14 protein-coding genes are annotated in these 21224 nt (G+C 67.8%); 4 read left to right on the top strand and 10 right to left on the bottom strand.

Annotated elements, in window-relative coordinates:
• Positions 1-57 precede the first annotated feature (57 nt).
• The 4 genes from OU415_RS09550 to OU415_RS09535 form a co-directional block, all read right to left on the bottom strand.
• Positions 58-1473 carry an amino acid permease gene (locus tag OU415_RS09550; protein WP_270948254.1) on the bottom strand — a complete coding sequence of 472 codons (1416 nt, stop codon included), beginning with the start codon at positions 1471-1473 and terminating at the stop codon, positions 58-60.
• 478 nt (positions 1474-1951) lie between these two features.
• Positions 1952-3304, bottom strand: a complete 1353-nt coding sequence (locus tag OU415_RS09545; protein WP_270948253.1) for an MFS transporter — start codon at positions 3302-3304, stop codon at positions 1952-1954.
• A 28-nt stretch (positions 3305-3332) separates the two neighbouring features.
• Positions 3333-4601 (bottom strand): hydroxyacid-oxoacid transhydrogenase, encoded by a 1269-nt coding sequence (locus OU415_RS09540; protein WP_270948252.1) that lies wholly within the window; start codon positions 4599-4601, stop codon positions 3333-3335.
• Between the two features lie 228 nt (positions 4602-4829).
• Entirely contained in the window at positions 4830-5660 is an 831-nt protein-coding gene (locus tag OU415_RS09535) for an IclR family transcriptional regulator (protein ID WP_270948251.1), read from the bottom strand.
• 188 nt (positions 5661-5848) lie between these two features.
• Between OU415_RS09535 and OU415_RS09530 the strand changes: the two genes are divergently transcribed.
• A complete protein-coding gene (locus OU415_RS09530) occupies positions 5849-6781 on the top strand; it encodes a LysR family transcriptional regulator (protein WP_333777403.1) in 933 nt (310 codons plus the stop codon).
• Here the strand turns inward: OU415_RS09530 and OU415_RS09525 are convergent.
• The 4 genes from OU415_RS09525 to OU415_RS09510 all read right to left on the bottom strand — a co-directional run bounded on the left by OU415_RS09525 (position 6770) and on the right by OU415_RS09510 (position 13810).
• Entirely contained in the window at positions 6770-7882 is a 1113-nt protein-coding gene (locus OU415_RS09525; protein WP_270948250.1) for an Mrp/NBP35 family ATP-binding protein, read from the bottom strand. The genes OU415_RS09530 and OU415_RS09525 overlap by 12 nt on opposite strands.
• 16 nt (positions 7883-7898) lie before the next feature.
• Positions 7899-10736 (bottom strand): molybdopterin-dependent oxidoreductase, encoded by a 2838-nt coding sequence (locus OU415_RS09520; RefSeq protein WP_270948249.1) that lies wholly within the window; start codon positions 10734-10736, stop codon positions 7899-7901.
• A gap of 19 nt (positions 10737-10755) precedes the next feature.
• Positions 10756-12297, bottom strand: a complete 1542-nt coding sequence (locus tag OU415_RS09515; protein WP_270948248.1) for a 4Fe-4S dicluster domain-containing protein — start codon at positions 12295-12297, stop codon at positions 10756-10758.
• A 157-nt stretch (positions 12298-12454) separates the two neighbouring features.
• Positions 12455-13810, bottom strand: coding sequence for an MFS transporter (locus tag OU415_RS09510; protein ID WP_270948247.1), 1356 nt, complete (start codon positions 13808-13810; stop codon positions 12455-12457).
• Positions 13811-14184: 374 nt separating this feature from the next.
• On the opposite strand from OU415_RS09510, the gene sauS reads away from it, so the two are divergent.
• From sauS to sucD, 3 genes are read left to right on the top strand one after another with little or no spacing between them, the layout of a single operon-like run.
• Positions 14185-15594, top strand: a complete 1410-nt coding sequence (gene sauS, locus OU415_RS09505) for an acylating sulfoacetaldehyde dehydrogenase (RefSeq protein WP_270948246.1) — start codon at positions 14185-14187, stop codon at positions 15592-15594.
• A 3-nt stretch (positions 15595-15597) separates the two neighbouring features.
• Positions 15598-16749, top strand: coding sequence for an ATP-grasp domain-containing protein (locus tag OU415_RS09500; RefSeq protein WP_270948245.1), 1152 nt, complete (start codon positions 15598-15600; stop codon positions 16747-16749).
• Positions 16749-17654 (top strand): succinate--CoA ligase subunit alpha, encoded by a 906-nt coding sequence (gene sucD, locus OU415_RS09495; RefSeq protein WP_270948244.1) that lies wholly within the window; start codon positions 16749-16751, stop codon positions 17652-17654. The genes OU415_RS09500 and sucD overlap by 1 nt, the downstream gene beginning before the upstream one ends.
• A gap of 94 nt (positions 17655-17748) precedes the next feature.
• On the opposite strand, the gene OU415_RS09490 is transcribed toward sucD, so the two are convergent.
• Positions 17749-19368 carry an amidohydrolase gene (locus tag OU415_RS09490; protein ID WP_270948243.1) on the bottom strand — a complete coding sequence of 540 codons (1620 nt, stop codon included), beginning with the start codon at positions 19366-19368 and terminating at the stop codon, positions 17749-17751.
• On the bottom strand, positions 19365-20651 hold the full coding sequence (locus OU415_RS09485) for an MFS transporter (protein ID WP_270948242.1): 1287 nt from the start codon (positions 20649-20651) through the stop codon (positions 19365-19367). Before OU415_RS09485 ends, OU415_RS09490 begins: the two co-directional genes overlap by 4 nt.
• Positions 20652-21224: the final 573 nt, after the last annotated feature.

The raw sequence follows: 21224 nt of genomic DNA, 5'->3' as shown, positions 1-21224 counted from the left end.
CTCCGGGCAGCGAGAACGGCGGTGGGACGGCTTTGCCGCCCCACCGCCGTTCTCGGTCTACCGCTGGGTTTGCCGGGGCTCCGGCCCGACGGGTTGTCCGTCGGCCATCGCCGACCGCATCTGCGGGATGCCGGCCGAATCGCCGTCGGCCCGCTGCGGAGCACCGCCGCGTCGGTCGCGGCGCGCGCGGAGCTGGTAGCCGGCCAAGATGACGGCAAGCGTCAGCAAGCTCAGCCAGAACTGCGAGCGGGTGTCCGGCAGGACCGCCATCGCGACGATGACCGCGCCCATCAGCCCGATCGTGAGGTAGCTCAGCCACGGGAACAGCCACATCTTCAGCGTGAGCGCGGCCGGTTCGGTTCGCTCCAGGGTGCGCCGCATCCGCACCTGGGCGATCGCGATGACGAGGTAGACGAACAACGCGACGGCGCCGTAGGAGTTGACCAAGAACGCGAACACCACTTCGGGCGAGAAGTAGGCGGCCAGGACGGAGACGTAGCCGGCGACGGTTCCGACGAGGATCGCTCGCCTGGGCACCGAGCCCCGGCCGAGCTTGGTGAGAGCCCTGGGCGCGTCGCCGTTCTTGGTGAGGGCGAACAACATCCGGGAGGAGGTGTAGAGCGCGGAGTTCAGGCAGGACAGCACGGCGGTCAGGACGATCGCGTTCATCACCGTGGTCACCGCCGGGACTTCCAGCGCGGACAGGACGGCAGCGTAGGGGCTGACCTTCGTCTGCGGCGAATCCCAGGGCACGATCGCCACCACGAGGAACACGGATCCGACGTAGAAGCCGACCACTCGCAAGATGATCGATTTCATGGCTCGGGCCACCGCCTGCTTCGGTTCGGCGGACTCGGCCGCGGCGATGGTGACGATTTCGGCGCCGGTGTAGAAGGCGACGCAGGGCACCACGGCGGCCAGGATCGCGCCGACGCCCATGGGTGCGAAGCCGCCGTGCGCGACCAGGTTGTGGAGGCCTGCGTGGGCTCCGGGCCAGAACCCGAACAGGTACAGGCAGCCGACCAGCAGGAACACGACGATGGCCAGCACTTTGATCGAGGAGAACCAGTACTCGAACTCGCCGTAGGAGCGTGCCGAGACGAGGTTGGTGACCGTCAGCAGGGTCAGCAGCGCTCCACTGAGCACCCATAGCGGTACGCCGGGCAGCCACAGTTGCAGGATCTGGCCACCCGCGACCGCTTCGACGGCGACGACGATGACGAAGAAGTACCAGTACATCCAGCCGACGGAGAATCCGGCGCGGTTGCCCAGAGCCTGCCTGGCGTACACGTAGAACGAGCCGAGCGCGGGCTTGGCGACCGTCATTTCCGCGAGCATGCGCATGATCAGCACGGTGAGGATTCCCGCGAGCAGGAATGACACCACGGCCGCCGGCCCGGTCTGGTGGATCACCACACCGCTGCCGACGAACAGGCCGGCCCCGATGACACCGCCGAGGGCGATGAGGTTCATGTGACGGCGCTTCAAGCTTTGCTGCAAACCAGTGGCTTGGCCATCAGCTGAGTCGGGAGCCACGTTTCCTCCTCTTCAGGTCGCACCCCAAGACGTTCCAGGAGTAGCGGTTGCGTGAGACGTTGTGGTTGCGGTCACGCTAGGCAGCGGAGCGACTCGTGCGGAGTGCCAGTTCAGGATGGATCGCAGGAACCAGCTCAAGCCGTCCTAGTCCCTGCGCGGGACACGCGCAATCCCGATCGGAACCGCACGAATGCGCGCGCCACCGGCGGCACCGGTACGTGCCGCATTGAGGCCGGGATCTTCAAGGAGCAGCACGAGATCGCGGAAACCCCGCGCGATCTGACTGGATCCGTTGGTTTCGCGCGATGGCCAATGGCCCACCGTCGAAATCGTCGAGCGTGCAGCCCGTCGGTGTGGGTCTACCGGTCCGATGTGGACGTCTCCGGCTGTCGCGGCAGCCGGAAAGCCGGGATTCTCATTCCGCAGCGAGCGAAGGCGTTGAACGCCGCGGTGCACCACGCGTTTCGTCGGCAGACGAGTCCATCGGACGCATCGCCAAGGTGCATGCCGTGCTGATCCCGCCGGCGAGGACGAGGTAGGCCACCATGAGCCACGGCGTGCCACCGATCGCGAGGAGGCTGGCCAGGATCAGCGGGGTCAGGCCGGAGGCGAAGATCCCGGAGAGCTGGTAGACGAGCGAGATGCCGGTGTAGCGGACCTTGGTGGGGAACAGGTCGCAGTACAGCGCCGCCTGCGGTCCGTACATCAACGGGTAGGCCACGCCGAAGATGATCAGCAGCGCGGCGGTGAGAACGACGAGCGAACGGGTCTCGAAGAGACCGAACACGGGGTACGCCAGGACGGTGAAGATCATCGCGCCCAACGCGAAGGTCTTCCTACTGCCCCAGCGGTCCGAGCAGTGTCCGAACAGGGGGATGAAAACGACCATCACCGCCGAGCAGACCAGCACGACGCGGAGCAGGTCGGAGTAGTGCAGGCCGAGTGATTTCACGCCGTAGGACAGGATGAACACGCCCCACGTGTTGAAGGCGACGCCTTCGGCGAGTCGGCTTCCCATACCGAGCAGCAGGTGTCGCCGGCTGAAGCGGTCCCGGAGCAGTTCGGCGGCGGGCACCGTGGCGGCCTCCTGGTTCGAACGCATGGCGGTGAAGGCCGGTGTCTCCATGACCTTCAGGCGGACGAACATGCCGATCAGCACCAGCACCACGCTGAACAGGAAGGCGATGCGCCAGCCGTAGGCCAGGAACGCGGCCTCGTCCATCGCGGCGGACAGCAGCAGGAACGCGCCGGTCCCCAGCAGCAGTCCGAGGGCCAGGCCCACCTGGGGCCAACTGCCGTAGAGCCCTTTGCGCCGTGGCCCCGCGTACTCGACGGCGAGCAGGACTGCTCCGCCCCACTCGCCGCCAATCGCCACGCCCTGCGCCACGCGGCACAGGACCAGCAGGATCGGCGCGAGGATCCCGATGTCGTCGTAGGTGGGGACCAGGCCGATGAGGAAGGTCGCGACACCCATGATCATCATGGTGGTGACGAGGGTTTTCTTGCGCCCGATGCGATCGCCGATGTGCCCGAAGATCAATCCGCCGACCGGCCTGGCCACGAAGCCGACCGCGAAGGTCGCGAAGGCTAGGAGAGTGCCGACGGCGGGGTCGTGGCCGGGGAAGTACAGCTGGCCGAAGACGAGGCTGGCGGCCATGCCGTAGAGGAAGAAGTCGTACCACTCGATGGTCGTGCCCAGGATGCTGGAGAGGATGACGATCTTCATGTTCTGCTGGTCGGAGGTTCTTCGTTCCGCTTTCTCCTTCAAGGCGGGCTCCTTCGTCGATGTCGCGGTCTCACAGCGAGGTTCGGAAGATGTCCGCTGCGGCCGCGCGGTCCAGTTGACGGGGAACCACGGCGAGCTGGCGGGTCTGCTTGAGCGTCCCGTCCACAAGGGACTCGATGTGGTGTTCGCCGTAACCGAAGGCGCTCAGACCGCTGGGCATGTCGATGTCGGCCATGAGTTCGCGGAGGACGTGCGGGAGCGCTTCGGCTCCGTCGGTGCGAGTGAAGGTGGCGCCCGAGAGCAGTTCGGCCGCCCGCAGGTGTCGTTCGGGATCAGCCGGGTAGGTCCAGGCGAAGACGGCGGGTGCGGTGGCCGCGACGGCTTGGCCGTGCGGCACCATCGGCATCTCCGGGTATCCGTGCGCTCGGTAGCCCTGTGCCATTCCCGCGATGGGGTAGGCGTTCGCGTGCGGTAAGTGCGTTCCAGCGTTGCCGAAGCCGGTTCCGGCGTAGGTGGAGGCGAGCGCCATCTGGTAGCGCGCATCGAGGTCGCGACCGTTGTGCACGGCGGCGCGCAGGTGGCTGCCGACGAGTTTGAGCGCCATCTCGCACCACACGTCGCTGATCGGATTGGAGCCGCAGAACGCGGGGCGTCGCATGGGGTCGGCGGGCGCGGGCTTGGTGTCGAAGCGCACCGCTGTGTAGGACTCGAGGGCGTGGGAGAGGACGTCCATGCCGCTGGCGGCGGTGACCTGCGAGGGCATGCTGACGGTGGTCAACGGGTCGACCAGGGCGAGGGTCGGCCGAAGCCGGGGGTGGCTGACGCCGGCCTTGAGGTGCATCGACAACAAGTCGACGACGCAGATCGTGGTGGACTCGGATCCGGTGCCCGCCGTGGTCGGCACTGCGATCAGCGGCTTGACCGGCCCATCGGGCACGCGCCCGGCGCCGATCGGCGGCGTGACGTAGTCGAGCAGTTCGCCGTCGTGGGTCGTGAGCAGGTTGACCGCCTTCGCAGTGTCGATCGTGGAGCCACCGCCGACGGCGACGAAGGCGTCCCAATCCTTCTCCCGGGCCCATTTGACCGCCAGGTCGATGCTGACGTCGGTCGGCTCGACCGCGACGTCGTCGAAGACCTCGCATTCGATGCCCGCGGCGCGGATGCGGTCCTGCACGCGGGCGGGGATCCCGGTGTTGCGCACCCCCGGGTCGGTGAGGACCAGGACTCTCCGAGCCCTGGACGCGGCGAGTTCGCCGCCGATCTCGTCGAGTGCGCCCAGTCCGAACTTCAGCGGCGGCGCGGCCCAGGTGAACACGGTGTCGTTGGCTGGAGCGGTCATTCCGCTACCTCCCGAATGGGATTCAACATGTGGAGTGGTGTGTCACTATATGGTTGAGTGGTGTGCGACACAACCCCGCGAAGTCAGCGCGAACCCGGGAAGGCAACAACGGCAGGACGTTGCATGAACGTGTCAGAAAGCAAGCGCTGCAACAGGATTCATCAGTCGGTCACGGAAGGGACGGTTGGTAACCGCGAGATCTGATGTGGCGCAGGAGGTGGCTGGGCGTCAAGGCGTGGCTGGGCGGCTCAAGGAGTGGTGCACGGGAATCAGCCGACTGATCTTGCGCGCCGGCTCGGCGAGGTATCGGCCCAGTTCGTGCATGCGGTCGCGAGGCATCCGAACCGCTGGAGCCTGCACCACCAGGGCTGCGTGCGCGTTTCCGGCGTCGTCGAGCACGGGTACGCCGACGCAGCGCACCCCGAGCACGTTCTCTTCGTCATCGAGGCTGTAACCGCGTTGGCGGATCGACTTGAGCTCCTTGACGAGCTTGTCGGGGTCCCGCAACGTCTTGGCCGTCACGGCCGGGAGTTCGGCAGGCAGTGACGCCACGAAGTCCTCGGCGTCGGCGGCGTGCGCCAGCATGGCCTTGCCGGATGCCGTGGAATACAGCGGAAAACGGGCCCCGACGTGCTGCTCGAACCGCAGCGGCAAGGTGCATTGCACCCGTATGAACACCACGGATTCCCCGGCTTCCCGGACCGCGAGGTTGACCGATTCCTCGGTGGCGGCGTTGATCTCTTCGAGCACCGGCAGTGCCTTGTCCAGCCCGAGGGCCTGCTGGGCGGCCTGCCCGAGCAGCACCGCGCGGGAGCCGAGGTAGTAGCTGTCCGTCGTGGGGTTCTGGGCGACGTAGCCTTCGGCTGCCAGGGCGCGGAGGATGCGGTGGGCTGTACCGGTCGAGAGGTTGAGGTGCTCCGCCACCTGGTGCAGCCGCACGTCGCCTTTCATGTCGATGAACAGCCGCAACACCGCCATCGCGCGCCCGATGGCTTGCGTCCCCATCGGCGCTGCACCCGCGCGCGCATCGACCTCTGAGCGCGTGGCGCGTGACGACATCCGGACCTCCTCGTGGCCTGCATCTACCTTAGGGGGCGTTTCAGAATGGTGCGTGGGCATGCGGCCGGCTGGGGGTGCGGGTCGGCGGTTTCGCGCGAAATCGCCCGATCGCCCCTGTCCGGGTGAGGAACCATTCCGCGCGGACTCAAAGGTACCCAACGCGACGCGCGGCTCGTAGGATTCGCGATGTGCCACCGCTGTCGCCCCGGATGCCGGAGATCGGCGCGCTCGAAGTGCTGCTCAGCGTTGCACGGCTGGGGAGCTTGAACCGTGCGGCAAAGGAACACGGCATCTCGCAGCCTGCGGTCAGCTCCCGGATCCGCTACATGGAGCGGCTGGTCGGTGTGCCGCTGCTGGAGCGCTCCACCGCCGGTTCACGGCTGACCCCGGCCGGCGCGCTCGTCGCGGACTGGGCCCGCGACGTCGTGGAGTCCGCGACGGTGCTGGATGCCGGGATCAGCGCGTTGCGGGGGAAACGCGCCCACGAACTGGGGGTCGCGGCGAGCATGACGGCGGCCGAGTACCTGGTGCCGGGCTGGCTGGTCGTGCTGCACGAACGGGTGCCGGAGCTGAAGGTGTCCTTGCGGCTGGCCAATTCGGCCGAAGTGGCCAGGTTGGTGCTCGGCGGCGAGATGGAAGTCGGTTTCGTCGAGGGCCCGTCGGTGCCTGAGGGGTTGGACAGCCAGGACGTGGCCGCCGACCGGTTGGAAGTCGTGGTGGCCCCGAGCCACCCGTGGAGTCGCCGGCGCACCCCGGTACCGGCGGCGGAACTGGTGGCGACTCCGCTGATCCAGCGGGAACCGGGCTCCGGCACCCGGTACACGCTGGAGCGGGTGGTCGCCGACTTCGGGCCGCTGGCCCCGCCCCTGCTCGAGGCGTCCTCGACGACCGCCGTCCGCTCTGCCGCCGCAGCAGGGGTGGCACCCGCGGTGATCAGCTCGCTCGCGGTGGCCGGGGACCTCGTGGAGCGTCGGCTGGTCGCGGTCCCGGTCGAGGGCATCGACATGCGGCGAGTGATCCGCGCCGTGTGGCGGTCCGGCCATCAGCTGCTGGGACCAGTGCGGGACCTGATCGGGGTGGCGACGCGGTCCCAGCACGCCACACGTCGCTCACACGACTGACAGCGGCAGCGGCACACCCGCGAGGCCGCGCCGCACCACCGGCAGTTCCGCGGCGAGCGTCGCCATCACCACCGCGGACGGCGCATCAGGATCGCGTGCTACCACGGGAATCCCGGCGTCGCCCGCTTCGCGCATGGCGATGTCCAGGGGCACCTGCGCGAGCAACGGCACGTCGAGCTGTTCCGCGAGTCGGTGACCGCCACCGGAGCCGAACATCTGTGTAGCGGTACCGCACGAACCGCACACGAGCGCGGACATGTTCTCCACGACACCAGCGATCGGCATCCGCTGGTCCCGTGCCATCCGACCAACGCGGGCGGCGACGTTCTGCGCCGCGGGCTGCGGTGTGGTCACCGCCAGCAGCGCGGCCTGCGGCACCAGTTCCAGCAGCGACAGCGCCACGTCGCCGGTGCCGGGGGGCAGGTCGAGCAGCAGCACGTCGAGGTCGTCCCAGTGCACGTCCACCAGGAACTGCTCCAACGCCTTGTGCAGCATGGGGCCGCGCCACACCACGGGTTCGGCGTCGTCGACGAAGAGTCCGACCGACATCAACCGCACGCCGTGCGCTTCGACTGGCAGCATGATCCCGTTCAACGCGATCGGGTTGCGCCGGACGCCGAACAGGTGCGGGATCGAGTAACCCCACACGTCCGCGTCGAGCACGCCGACGCGCTGTCCGGACCGGGCCAGGGCGACCGCGAGGTTCGCCGTGACGCTGGACTTGCCGACGCCGCCCTTGCCGCTGGCCACGGCATAGACCCGGGTCCGCTCGTCGAGCCCGCGCGGCCTCTCGCCGCGGATGTTGCCGGCGAGCTCCGTGCGGTCCCGCTCCGACATGGTGCTGAAACCGACCTCGACCGAGGTGGCGCCGGCGTCAGTTGCGGCGGTGCTGATGGCTTCGCGGAGCGACTCGCGCAGCGGGCATGCCGAGGTGGTCAGGGCGATCTCGATGCGCGCTCGACCCCGGCGGTCCACATCGACGTCGCGGAGCATGCCCAGCTCGGCGAGACCGCGGTGCAGTTCCGGGTCCTGCACGGCGCCGACCGCGGCGCGCACCGTCCCGCTGTCGGTGCGGGGTTTCGCCTTGTGGTTCAACAACATCGACATACCTCCGTGGTCAGGCGCGGTAGGCGCGGCGCACTGGTGGTACCGGCCGCATCAGGAACTCCGGGCGGCGCTGGCCGTCCGGGCCGAGCGTGGACCGGGTCTTGGCCAGCCACTCCCGGTACACCTCGCGGGAGCGCCGGGTGTCGACGTAGACGTCGCCGTAGCGGTCTTCCGGGTGGGCTGGGGCCAGGCTGATTTTCTGCAGCCAGCAGTGCATGCCCGACCACGGGTCCGGGTGCACCGCGAATGCGAGGTTCTGGTGCACGCCGGGGTCCTGCCAGTCGATGCGCGCGGAGTCCGGGTCATCGGAGTCGAACGGTGCGATTCCCGTCTTGTGCCGCAGCATGAAGGTGTGCTGACCGTCCGGGTGGGACAGCTCGACCATGCCGGCGACCCACCGGCTGCCTTCGCCGGGGTGCAGTCGCCACCGTCCCATGTGGTGCGACAGTGCGCATACGCCCGGCCGGATCCCTTCGGTCACCCAGATGCGGCAGACGAAGTAGCCGATCTCGGTGCTGATGCGCACCAGATCACCGGTGCCGACCCCGTGGCGCTCGGCATCGATGGAGTTCAACCACAGAGGGTGGGTGTTGCTGATCTCGTTCAGGTACTTGGCGTTCCCGGACCGGGTGTGGATCAGCGTCGGCAGCCGGAAGGTCGGCACCAGCACGAGTTCACCGGCGGCGGTGTCGACCTCGCTCTGGGCGACGTGGGACCGGATGTATCCCGGGGTGGCGTGCTCGGGCCAACCCCAGTCGCGCATCGGCGTCGAGTACACCTCGAGCTTGCGCGACGGGGTGAGCCAGCCGGCGGTGACCGATCCGTCGTCGTGTCGCACGCCGACGGACCCGGCTTCGCCGACCACCGGTGGCGCCGAATCCAGCGTCACCGGCCGCCGGAGCACCCCTTCCGCGTCGGCTTGCGCACCCTTCAACTCGGCGTCGGTGAGTTCCCGCTCGTCCTGGCGGTAGACGTCGTGGTCGATCTCCACGACGCCGTAGCGGCGCATGTACTCCAGCGGCGTCAATCCCTGCTCGGCCGCTTTCTCCGGCAGTCCCGGAACCTGGTTCTCGAACATCCACCGGTAGTACTCGTCGACGGTGATCTTCTCGCCCGGCCGGTACGGCGACTCGAAGTGCTTGCGGATGCCCAGCGCGTTGTCCGGATCGATGCGCCAGGACAGCTCGAACCAGAACTCGTTCTCCTCCCACACCTCGCCGGGGTTGGTGTCGCGGGTGTCGGTGTAGTCGCGGCCGAGCCGGTCCATCGCGACCCGGCGCACCGGTTGGCGGAAACCGAGCCACCGGCCGGCGTGGGTTTCGTAGGAGTGCGTGTCGTGGCGCTCCGCGCCGTGGCCCATGGGCAGCACGTAGTCGGCGAACTCCGCGGTCTCCGACCAGGTCGGTGTCAGCGCGACGTGCAGCCCGACCTTGTCCGGGTCGGTGAGCTGCTGCATCCAGGTGAAGCCGTCCGGGTTGGTCCAGATCGGGTTGTAGACGCGGGAGAAGTACACCTCCAGGCGACCACGGCCCTCGGCCAGGAAGTGCGGCAGCAGGATGGACATCTCGTTGGTGGACAACGGGTATTCGCGCGGCCAGGTCAGCTCGTTCCAGTGGTCGTGCGGCGCGGGCATCGCCGGCCCGTGCGGGATGAGCTTGTTCCAGCCGTTGGGGCTCGTGCCGCCCTTCGCGCCGATGCTGCCGGTTAGCGCGAGTACGAACCACAGCGCGCGGGCGACCTGCCAGCCGCCGAGGTTTCCGGCGCACGCCGAACGCCAGACGTGTGAAGCCAGCCGGCCGCCGCACGCGGCCACCGTCTCGGCCACTTCGGCGATCTTGTTGGCCGGGACCCGCGCCTCCTGGGCGGCGAACTCGAAGGTGTAGTCGGCGTAGTCGGATTCCAGGCGGTCGAGGAAGGTGCCGAAGTCCGACGGCGCGTCGGGGTGCAGTTCGCGCAGGTAGGTTTTCCAGTTGAACCAGCGTCGTAGGAATGCCTCGTCGATCTGGCGGGTGCGCAGCAGGTGCGAGGCGATCGCCAGCAGGATGGCGGCTTCGCTGCCCGGCCACGGCGCCAGCCAGGTGTCGGCGTGCGACGCGGTGTTGGACATCCGAGGATCGAGCACGATCAGCTTCGCGCCGCCCTGCTTGCCCTCCACGATCCGCTGGGCGTGCGGGTTGAAGTAGTGCCCGGTTTCCAGGTGCGAGGACAGCAGCAGGATCACGTTGGCGTTGGCGTAGTCCGGCGACGGACGGTCGTATCCGGCCCACAGCGTCATGCCGAACCGTGCGCCGGACGAGCAGATGTTGGTGTGGCTGTTGTGCCCGTCGACGCCCCAGGCGTTCAGGAACCGCTCGGCGAAACCGTCCTCGCCGGGACGCCCGACGTGGTACATCACCTCTTCATGGCGGTTCTCGACGATTGCCTGGCGAATCCGGGTGGCGATGTCGTCGAGCGCCTCGTCCCAGCTGACCCGCTGCCACTGCCCGCCGCCGCGGTCGCCGCTGCGTTTGAGCGGGTGCAGGATCCGTTCCGGGTCGTTGAGCTGGTTGATCGTCGCCGGCCCCTTGGCGCAGTTGCGGCCGCGTGAGCCGGGATGCGCCGGATTGCCCTCCAGCTTCTTGATGGACAGATCGTCCTTGTCGACGTAGGCGAGCAGGCCGCAGGCACTCTCGCAGTTGAAGCAGGTCGTGGGCACCAGCGTGTACGAGTGGGGCACTTTCCGCGGATGCGCCTTCGCGTCGTACTCGACGTGGTCGTCCCAGGTGGACACCGGGGGGAAGTTGCGCAGGTGTTCGTGGTTCCGCGCGCCCGGCAGCACCGGTTCGTGGCTTCGTTGCTCGTCGTGCATGGGCGTTTCCCCTCCGGAATCAGGACAGCGGAACGTCTTGGGCGGCGCGCACGAACACGCTCTCGTAGGCCAGCAGTGCGCCCTGGACGAGGACGCCGCCCAGCACCGGAAGCACCACGGCCGTGCCCTGCCAGCCGATCGCGGCCGCTACCGCGGCGAGGGAGGCAGGCGCGACGCCGCCGCCCCAGAACAGGCGCGCATAACGACCGCGGGTGACCATGTGCGCGGCGGCCTGGGAGTTGCGGGTCGGGTGCCGGCCCAGGTACTCCAGCAGCAGCATCACCACGTGCAGGAAGCCGCTGATGGCCAGGGCGCGGACGACGAGCGCGATCGCGGCGCCGGACGGGGCGGCGAACGCGAAGAGCACCAGCGCACCGGCGCCGACCATCACCGCCTGCACGATGAGGTGCCAGAACAGCAGCGGCGACTGCCACAAGTCGCGGCCTTCGGCCTGGCCGAAGAGGAAACCGGTGTACCCAGCGGTCAGCGCCGCCGCCGGTACCGCGGCCCAGGCCAGCGGTCCGAGCACGGCGTCGGCAGTGCCTGCGGTTACGACCCCTGCTTCGACCAGCGCACCGGTGCACAACCAGGCAGCGGCGATGGCGGCGAACACCCCCAGCGCCACCGCACCCCACACCAGCCACGACGTCGGATTGGGTTTCAGCAGCAGGTACAGGAATCGCTTGGGCTGCTTCAAGTCCCAGATCAGCAGAACCCCGGTGGCCGCCACGCCCACGACGCCGAGCGCCGGTGCCACGACCGTCCCCAGCGAACCGAGGTCGACGCCGAGGAACCGCGCCAGCGCGGCGACCAGCAGCGCACCGGCGCCGAACGCCTTGGTCCACAGGTAGGTGGTCACGCGCCACCCCCACGGCCGCGGGTGCGCGGTGTTCAACGTGGTGCGCGCCCGGCTGACCGGGTCGACGGGCAGGTCCTTCGAGGCCTCGCGGCGGTGTTCGTCGGGCTGCGCCCAGATGTAGGATTCGCCGGTCGGCGCCGCCAGCGGATCCAGGACGGCCCGGTCGGCACCGAGGTAGAAGACGTTCGGCCCGGTGTTCTGCTCGGGCGCGCGCACCTGGACGGGATTCTCGTTGACGAGCTTGGCGATCCCGCTGCCGGGATCATCCAGATCACCCACCCAGATCGAGTGGGTCGGGCACACCACGACGCACGCCGGCTCCAGCCCCTCATCGACCCGGTGGGCGCAGAAGTTGCACTTGGCGGCCGTGTGCGTGTCGTCGTCGATGTAGATCGCGTCGTACGGGCAGGCCTGCATGCAGCCCTTGCAACCGATGCAGCGGTCCCGGTCGAAGTCGACGATCCCGTCGTCGCGTTTGAACAGCGCTTTCGTCGGGCAGATCTGCACGCAGGGCGCGTCCGTGCAGTGGTTGCACCGCATCACGCCGAAATCCCGGGTAGTGGCCGGGAACTCGCCGGACTCGACGTACTTGACCCAGGTGCGGAACTGGCCGACCGGCACTTCGTGCTCGGTCTTGCACGCAACGGTGCAGGCGTGGCAGCCGATGCAGGTCCGCTGGTCGATGGCGAAGCCGTAACGCACGCCGTCCTCCTCGCCGGTCAGGGGGTGGAAAGCAATCGCGGTCGGTCGAACGAGGACTGTTCGGCGCTCCAATGCCTTTGGGCGTCGAGAACGTGTCCAGATTCAGACCGTAGATCGGTGCGCTGGCATCGGCATCAAAGGCCGTTGTTCAGGGTTATCAAATGATCTTTGAGTCTCCGGTGCGCTGGTGGGGAACGACACCGGGTTCGCCCACTGCCGCGTTCACGTTCAGCCGCAGCGCGGCCAGGCAGCCGATGGCCAGCAGGCCGGCGGACACGGCGAACGGCACCACCCAGCTGCCGGTCTGGTCGACGAGGAAGCCGAAGATCACCGGCGAGACCACGCCGGCCAGGCCGAAACCGGTGTTCATCAGGCCGCCGGCGGTCCCCGCGTGGTGCGGTGCGATGTCCATCGGGATGGACCACAGGACCGGGTTGGTCAGCTCCAGGAAGAAGAACGCCAGAGCCAGGAAGCTGGTGACCAGGACGAGATCGTTGACCAGCAGCGTCGGAACGATGCAGATGAACGAGCCGAGCAGGCCCACGAACAGCACCAGCTTCCGTGCGATCCGCAGTTCACCGGTGCGCTTGAGCAGGGCGTCGGACAGCAACCCGCCGGCGGTGTCACCGACCACGCCTGCGATCAGCACAAGGGTGGTGAACAGGGCGAACTTCTTCAGCTCCAGGCCGTAGCTCCCGGCGAAGAACGAGGGGATCCACGTCAGGTAGACCCAGAGCATCCAGCCGTAGCAGAAGTCCACGAAGGTTACCGGCAGGATCGCCTTGAGCAGTGCGCGCCACGGCACCGGTGGCCGTTCGTCCCGTCGTTGCTCGGGCGGGAGTTCGGCGAGCTCGGCTTCGGTGATCTTCGGATGGTCACCAGGCCGGTTCCGGTACATCAGCCACCAGACGACGACCCAGACTCCGCTGGCCGCGCCGAGGATCCAGAACGACGCTCGCCAGTGCAGCACAGCGATGATCGAGGCGACGACGGTGGGCGCGATGGCGTTGCCGATGCGGGAGAACGCATGCGTGATGCCCTGCCCGTACGCGCGGCGGTGGGGCGGCAACCATTTCGTCATCGCGTGCGTCGCGGAGGGGAACGAGGCGCCCTCGCCGAAACCCAGCGCCAGGCGCGCGGCGAAAAGGCTGACCAGTCCGGCGGCGAAACCGGTGAGCACGGTGGACACCGCCCACACCAGACCCGCGGCGCCGAGCACGACGCGCGGTCCGAAGCGGTCCGCCAGGTAGCCACCGAACGCCTGGAAGAACGCGTACGGCACGGCGAAGGCCGAGAGCACGAATCCCAGCTGGGTGTGCGACAGGCCGAGGTCGTGCTGGATGAACGGGGCGGCCGTGGAGATGTTGACGCGGTCGATGTAGGTGAGGAAGTACATCGCGCACAGCAGCAGGAGGATTCGGCCGCGCACGCGGGTGCGGATCATGCCCACCGGGCCGGGGTCGGTGGGCGGCGCGGGCACGGACTTCGGACGGGAACGGGCTTTGGAGTCCATTGATCACACCGCCTTGACTGGCGTGGGTACGACGGGACGGCCGACGCGAGGTCGGCGCATGAGGTCCAGCTCGGGAACGCGCTTTGCCGGCTCGGGCTGCACCGGGGTTCAGGGCCTGGAGCCGGGGTCGCGTACTTCGATGGCGCCGAAAGCGCTATTCCAATAATTGGAATGGAATGCCGCATTACGGTATCGATGGGCCGGAGCTGTGTCAACGGTCACATCGCCGAGGTGGCGGCGGGCCCGTTGACTCTGTTCCGTCTGGCTCGTACGTTCAGTTGGCATCGGCTCTCATATTGTGAAAGTGCCGATCGGCGCCGTCGTCGACCCGGCATGGCTGCGTTCGCTGACGCACCACCAGGGAGGACACCGACATGTCCGAGAGTTCGTCGTCCGTCCACGACGCCATCGCGGAAGTGGTCGCGCGAGCCCGAACCGCGCAGCGCACCTTCGAAACCTACGACCAGGGGCGGGTCGACGATGTCGTCGCCGCCGTGGCGTGGGCGATCTACCAGCCCGAACGGGCCCGGCAGCTGGCCGAGCTCGCCGTCGCCGACACCGGGCTGGGTCGTGTCGAGGACAAGATCGCCAAGAATCAGCGCAAAACGATCGGTACGCTGCGGGACCTCACCGGCGCACCGTCGGTCGGGGTGATCGATCGCGACCCGGACAAGGGCATCACCGAATACGCCAAGCCGGTCGGCGTCGTCGCCGCGATCTGCCCGTCCACCAACCCGGCGGCGACCCCGGCCAACAAGACGATGATGGTGATGAAGGGCCGCAATGCCGTCATCCTTTCCCCATCGCCGAAAGGCGCGAGCACCTGTCGATTGCTGGTGGACTACATCCACGCCGAGTTCGACAGGATCGGTGCGCCGCGCGATCTGGTGCAGTTCATCGAAGTCCCGGACAAGGACAAGACCTACGAACTGATGCGCCAGACGGACTTCGTGGTCGTCACCGGCTCGCAGCGAAACGTGCGGCAGGCGTACAGCAGCGGCACGCCTGCGATCGGGGTGGGTGCGGGCAACGCGCCGGTGCTGGTGCACTCCGATGCCGATGTCGCCGACGCGGCCGAGAAGATCAAGTGCAGCAAGACTTTCGACTATGCGACGAGCTGCTCGTCCGAGAATTCCGTGCACATCCACGACGCCGTCTACGACGAAGCCATCGCCGCACTGCGCGAGCAGGGCGGCTACCTGTTGACGGCGGAGGAAAAGGCCAGATTGGAAGCCGTGATGTGGCCCGGCGGCAAACTCAGCCCCGCGGTCACGGCGCAGGCGCCCGAGAAGATCGCCGCGTTGGCCGGGCTGGATGCTCCAGGGGCTCGGAAAGCGGAGTTCTTCATGGTCGAAGAGGACGGTGTCGGTCCAGAATTCCCGTTCAGCGGCGAGAAGTTGTCTGTGGTCCTCACGGTGTACCGCTACGCGGAACTGCCGGTTGCCGTGGAGCGGATCCAACACCTTCTGGACCACCAGGGAGCCGGGCACTCTTGCGGCATCCACACCGCTGACCAGCAGAACGCGCGATACGTGGCTGAGCGGCTCCGGGTGGCGCGCGTGCTGGTCAACCAGGCCCACTGCTTCGGCACCGGCGGCGGGTTCGACAACGGTCTCGGCTTCACCCTCACGATGGGCGCAGGGACGTGGGCCGGCAACAGCATCAGCGAGAACCTTTCGTACCGGCACTTCCTCAACATCACCCGGTTGGCCACCACCATCCCGCCGCGGGAGCCGGACGAAGAGCAGTTGTGGGGCGAATACTTCCGGAAGCACGGGCGGTGAGCGATGGATCTGCTGGAATACGAAGGAAAACAGCTGGTCGGCGAGGCCGGGGTAGCGGTACCCCGCAGCACGCTCGTGTCGGATCCGGCCGCAGCGCAACGCGCCGCAACCGCGATCGGCGGCAAGGTGGTGCTGAAAAGCCAGGTACCGACCGGCAAACGCGGCAAGCTCGGCGGAATCGACTTCGCCGCAGGCGGAGCCGAAGCAGGAGAGGTCGCGCAGCGCCTGCTCGGCGCGGACATCGGCGGCCATGTCGTGCACGAGTTGCTCGTCGAGGAATGCGTCGACATCCGGTCCGAACTGTACGCCGCCATCCTCAACGACCCGAACAGCAAAGGTCCGCTCGTGCTGTTCTCGGACCAGGGCGGGATGGACGTCGAGGAGGTCGAACCGGGCGCGATCCGGTCCCTGGCAGTGGACATCCGCGTCGGGCTGAACGCCGAGGCCGTCCGCGGGCTTGTCGCGGTCCCGGGGCTGGCCGATGAGGTCGTGGACCAGGTGGTGACCACGCTGCTGGCCGCATATCGGCTCTACCGGGACGTCGACGCGACGCTGGTCGAGATCAACCCGCTCGCGGTCGGCGCGGACGGGCGCGTCATCGCGCTGGACAGCAAGGTTTCGCTGGACCCGGCAGCGATCCCGCGGCATGCCGAACTGCTGTCGGGACTCGGGATGACCGGACAGGACCCGGGCACCGACCTGGAGCGCGAGGGAAAGCAACTCGGCCTGCAGTACATGGAGCTCGACGGCGACGTCGGAGTGCTGGCCAACGGAGCCGGTCTGACCATGACCACAGTGGATGCCGTCCGGCACTACGGCGGGCGGGCGGCGAACTTCCTGGAGATCGGCGGGGACGCCTACACCAAGGCGACTCCCGCGCTTCGCCTGGTCCTGTCCAACCCCCGCGTGCGCAGCCTCGTGGTCAACTTCTGCGGTGCGTTCGCGCGGACCGACGTCATGGCCGAAGGAGTCGTTGCGGCGTTGGAAGAACTCAAGCCCCGGATTCCGGTGTTCTTCACCATCCACGGTACCGGCGAGGACGAGGCCGTGGCGCTCGTCCGGGAACGCCTGGGAGCGACCCCTTTCGACAGGATGGACGACGCGGTGCGCGCGGCGGTCGCGGCGGCCGGTGAACAGCGCGAGGTGATGAACTGATGCTCGTCCGCAAGCACGAAGGCGTGCTGGTCCAAGGCATCACCGGCAAGCAGGGCACGTTCTGGTCCGAGCGGATGGTCGAGTCCGGCACCCGGATCGTCGCCGGTGCCAGCCCCGGCAAGGGTGGCCGGAACGTCAACGGAATCCCGGTCTACGACGCGGTTTCCGACGCGGTCGCGCAACACGAGGTGGCCGCAAGCGTGCTGTTCGTGCCGCCGATGGGGGCACGCGCCGCGGCGCTGGATGCGATCCACGCAGGCGTGCGCAAGCTGGTCATCCTCACCGAGCACATCCCGTACCAGGACGTGATGCGGGTGCTCGCCGAGGCCGCCGAGCACGGCACCCAGGTGCTCGGACCGAACACGGCAGGCCTGGTGCTGCCAGGGGAGACGGCCGTCGGCATCATGCCCGGCTTCGCCGCGAACATCTTCCAACCCGGCGACATCGGGGTGATCTCGCGCAGCGGCAGCCTCGGCACGCTGCTCGCGCTCAACCTCGTCTCGGCCGGATACGGCCAGTCGGCGTTCATCGGCATCGGAGGAGACCCGATCCTCGGCACCACCACGACCGACGCGCTGCGGACCCTTCAGGCCGACCCGCGCACTCGCGCGGTGGTGCTGGTCGGTGAGATCGGCGGGACGATGGAAGAGGAAGCCGCCGAATACATCACCACCATGACAAAACCGGTGGTTGCCTTCATCGCTGGGCGAAGCGCGCCACCGGGACGGCGGATGGGACACGCCGGAGCGATCGTGACCGGCAGCAAGGGCAGCGGCGAGTCGAAAGCCCGAGCACTCGCCGAAGCGGGTGCCACCGTGCTCGACCTCCCCAGCCAGGTGTCCGAAGCACTGATCGGCCACGGAATAACCGCGATCGACCTGCGCACCACCACGCCGATCACCTGACTCCTCCCGGTCCTGCGGCGTCGGCGTGGGTCCGGCGAGAAGCTCCGGAGAATCGCTGGTTCTCCGGAGCTTTGTCATCTCCGCCCGCTTGCTGTCACAAGACTTCGCCGTGCACTTGGCGTCCACCGAGGAAGGTCGCCCGGACCTCCAATCCGGCGATCTCCCGGGGCGGTACCCGATGCGGATCGGCGGACAACACGACGAGGTCGGCGTACTTGCCCGGTTCGAGGGAGCCCACCTGGTCGTCGCAGAACAGCTGCCAGGCCGGATCGATGGTCTGCGCCCGGATCGCCTGGTCAACGGTGAGTCGCTCCTCAGGCGCCAGCACCCTACCGCTGCTGGATTGCCGTGTTGTCGCTACTGCGATGTTGCGCAGAGGTTCTTCCGGCGTGACCGGGGGATCGTTGTGCAGCGAGATGCGGAGTCCGGCCCGCACCGCGGAGCCGGCCGCGGCCCACCGCGCGCCGCGCTCCGGACCGAACAGCCCGTCGACGAGCACGTCACCCCAGTAGTGCAGGTGGTCGACGAACAGGCTGCACGTTGCGCCGATTCGGGCCGCTCGGGCGTACTGCTCGGCCGTCATCGTTCCGCAGTGCTCCAAGCGCAGTCGGTGGTCCGGACGCGGTTGGCGCCCCAGCAGTTCCTCCCACACGTCGAGCACCATGTCCACGCCTTCGTCGCCATGCACGTGGCAGGCCAACTGCCAGCCGGCGGCGAAGTAGGCCTCGCTGATCTCCCGCAGCTGCTCCGGCGTGTAGTTGGGGTGCCCGCGATGATCGCAGCCGAGGCCCATCGCCGTCGTCTGCGGGGTGTTGAGGTACGGGAAGCTGGTGGCGATGTTGCCGACCCAGGGAGAGCCGTCGCACCAGATCTTGATGCCGATCTGCTTGACGAGGTCATCGCCGTTGTCCAGCGGAACTTCACTGCGCAGAGCAGGCCCGGCCTTCTCGTACATCCGCACTCGGGCGGTCAGCACGCCGTTGCGCGCTGCCTGGTCGAAGGCGGGGCGGTGGGCGGGGTCGAAGCCGATGTCGGAGATCGTCGTGACCCCGGCCGCCGAAAGTGCGGCGAACTCGGTGGCCAGCACCGGAATCAGTTCGTCCGGACGGTGCGCGGTCAGTGCGCGAAGGCGCCAGCCCGCGCTCTCGTACGCGACGCCGGTCAACTCGCCATCGCCGTCCCGCCCGAAGCTGCCGCCGGTTGGGTCCTCGGTCGCGCTCGAGACACCTGCCACCCGCGCTGCCGCGGTGTTGAAGTACACCGCATGCCCGGAGTTGTGCGTGATGATGAACGGACGATCTGGCGCCATCTCGTCCATCCACGCCTTCTCGGGAGTGCCCAGCCCTTCCTGCAGGAGGGGGTCCCAGCCGAAGAAGTGCGCGACCCGGTCGTCGTCCGAGACCAGCTCGCGTTTGATCCGGTCCAGGACGTCCGCCGCGGTGGGCGCGGTGACCGGCCGGATGTCAATCATGGCGCCGCTGCGCACTATCCCGTCCAGGACCGGATGACCGTGCGCCTCGACGAATCCGGGCATCAGGCAGCCGCGGCGGAGATCGATCATGCGGGATTTCGGTCCCTGGTGGGCCAGCACTTCCGCGGTGGTGCCGATCGCGAGGATCCGATCCCCGGCCACCGCGACCGCTTCGGCGGTGGGCCGCTTCCGGTCCGCTGTGAGCACTGCGCCACCGGTGAAGATGATGTCGGCACTGGTCATCGTGAGCTCACACTTTCCGCGGCGACCTCGTGCCGCTGTCTCGACGATAGGGGCCGGCTTTCCTTGACCAGCAGCGTGCATGCGGTGGAGATCAGTCCGATGACGATCAGGTAGCAGGCGATCGACCACGAGTGGCCACCGCTGAGCGCGAGCATCGAGGTCGCGATGATCGGTGCGGTGCCGCCGCCGATCACGGTGGCGATCTGGACGCCGAGTGCAGCGCCGGTGCAGCGGACCTCGGGATCGAAGATCTCGGTGAAGAACGCGCCCTGGGTCTGGTACATCAACACGTTCGCCAGGCTGATCAGGGTGATGGCCAGCAGGGCCAGCGGGAAGCTCCCGGTGTCGAACAGCCAGAACGTCGGGAACGCCGTGACCATCAACCCGATCGTTCCGGCTAGGTACACCGGCCGCCGCCCGATGCGGTCGCCGAGCGCGGCCACCGGCATTGACACCAGAGTCATCAGCAGTAGACCCGAGATGAACTTCGCCATCAGGACCACGTTCGATTCCATGCCGATCTGCTGGGTTCCGTACGACAGCAGGAACACGCTCGTGAGAAAAGCGATCGTGGTGTTGCCCAGGTGCATGCCGATGATGAGCAGCACGGTTTTCCACTGCCGCTGCAAGACCGCTGCCAGCGGGATCCGACGGCTGCGCCCTTCCTGCTGCATCTGCTGGAAGACCGGCGTTTCTTCCACCTTCAGCCGGATGAACATGCCGACGATGACGAGGATCGCGCTGAACAGGAAGGGTGTTCGCCAACCCCAAGTGAGGAACGATTGCTTGTCCAGCACGGTGGTGAGCACGAGGACGGTCGCGGTGGACAGGACACCGCCCGCGGTCGACCCGAGCTGCACCCATCCGCCGTAGAAGCCGCGCTTGCGTTCATCGGCGTGCTCGGTCGCGAGTGCCGCAGCACCAGCCCATTCACCGCCGAGCGCGAAGCCCTGCAGCATCCGCAGAATCGACAACAACACCGGGGCCAGCGCGCCGATCGTGTTGTAGCTGGGCAGGATTCCGATCAGGAAGGTGGAGACACCCATCAAGCTCAGCGACGCGATCAGAGAAGTCTTCCGCCCCACCCGGTCCCCGAAGTAGCCGAATGCGATCCCGCCTATCGGGCGGGCCAGGAATCCGGCGGCGAAGGTGGCGAAGGACGCGATGGTCCCGGTGGCGGCGTCGAGGTCGGTGAAGAACAGCTGGCTGAAGACGAGGGCTGCCATCGTGCCGTACAGGAAGAAGTCGTACCACTCGATGGTCGTGCCGATGAGACTCGCCATCGCCACTCTCGACATGCGTCTGCGGTGCGAGGCGTCGTCCGTACTTCTCTCGCTCACCATGCTCGACGCTCCTTACGGGCGAGATGAGTGATGCAGGTAACAGACATTGTTAGTTTTCGTGCGGATTCCTCGGCTGGACAGATCCAGTTCGAGCCCGCTCGATGGGTCCAGTCCCGCGGACAGTTGCGTTCGGACTCGTCGCCGCAGGTGGTGTTGGAGCTGTGAACGTCGGCGGGTTCTCGCTTGGCGCGGGATCAACCGGCGAGGGAGCTGCACCCAACCGCCGTAGAAACCGCGGCGCCCAGGAGAGGCGCGTGCTCGACCAGCAGCGCTACCCCATACCCCGCCTAGTGAGAGCCCCTGGCTTCACCGTGCTGGCGGAAGACCCGTACGACGTCGATCCGCGTCGATCAAAGAAATTGCGGTCCACGCCACGGTATTCGAGGGGAAAGTGCACACCGTTCCGGTGCCCCACCGACCCGATCTGAGATGACCAACGACGCCAAGCGCCGATCCACCCGCGATAGCTGCACCCTTTGTGGTTCCGCTGCTGTGATCGTGGGTGGAGTTCGG

It is taken from the genome of Saccharopolyspora oryzae, from assembly GCF_027853915.1.
GTDB lineage: Bacteria > Actinomycetota > Actinomycetes > Mycobacteriales > Pseudonocardiaceae > Saccharopolyspora > Saccharopolyspora oryzae.
This window is presented reverse-complemented; position numbering and strand designations above follow the sequence as displayed.

Excerpts from the sequence above, each read along its gene's own strand:
- OU415_RS09550 (WP_270948254.1), bottom strand. The coding sequence starts at position 1,473 with ATGAACCTCATCGCCCTCGGCGGTGTCATCGGGGCCGGCCTGTTCGTC.
- OU415_RS09540 (WP_270948252.1), bottom strand. The coding sequence starts at position 4,601 with ATGACCGCTCCAGCCAACGACACCGTGTTCACCTGGGCCGCGCCGCCG.
- OU415_RS09535 (WP_270948251.1), bottom strand. The coding sequence starts at position 5,660 with ATGTCGTCACGCGCCACGCGCTCAGAGGTCGATGCGCGCGCGGGTGCA.
- OU415_RS09525 (WP_270948250.1), bottom strand. The coding sequence starts at position 7,882 with ATGTTGTTGAACCACAAGGCGAAACCCCGCACCGACAGCGGGACGGTG.
- OU415_RS09520 (WP_270948249.1), bottom strand. The coding sequence starts at position 10,736 with ATGCACGACGAGCAACGAAGCCACGAACCGGTGCTGCCGGGCGCGCGG.
- OU415_RS09510 (WP_270948247.1), bottom strand. The coding sequence starts at position 13,810 with ATGGACTCCAAAGCCCGTTCCCGTCCGAAGTCCGTGCCCGCGCCGCCC.
- sauS (WP_270948246.1), top strand. The coding sequence starts at position 14,185 with ATGTCCGAGAGTTCGTCGTCCGTCCACGACGCCATCGCGGAAGTGGTC.
- OU415_RS09500 (WP_270948245.1), top strand. The coding sequence starts at position 15,598 with ATGGATCTGCTGGAATACGAAGGAAAACAGCTGGTCGGCGAGGCCGGG.
- sucD (WP_270948244.1), top strand. The coding sequence starts at position 16,749 with ATGCTCGTCCGCAAGCACGAAGGCGTGCTGGTCCAAGGCATCACCGGC.
- OU415_RS09490 (WP_270948243.1), bottom strand. The coding sequence starts at position 19,368 with ATGACCAGTGCCGACATCATCTTCACCGGTGGCGCAGTGCTCACAGCG.
- OU415_RS09485 (WP_270948242.1), bottom strand. The coding sequence starts at position 20,651 with ATGGCGAGTCTCATCGGCACGACCATCGAGTGGTACGACTTCTTCCTG.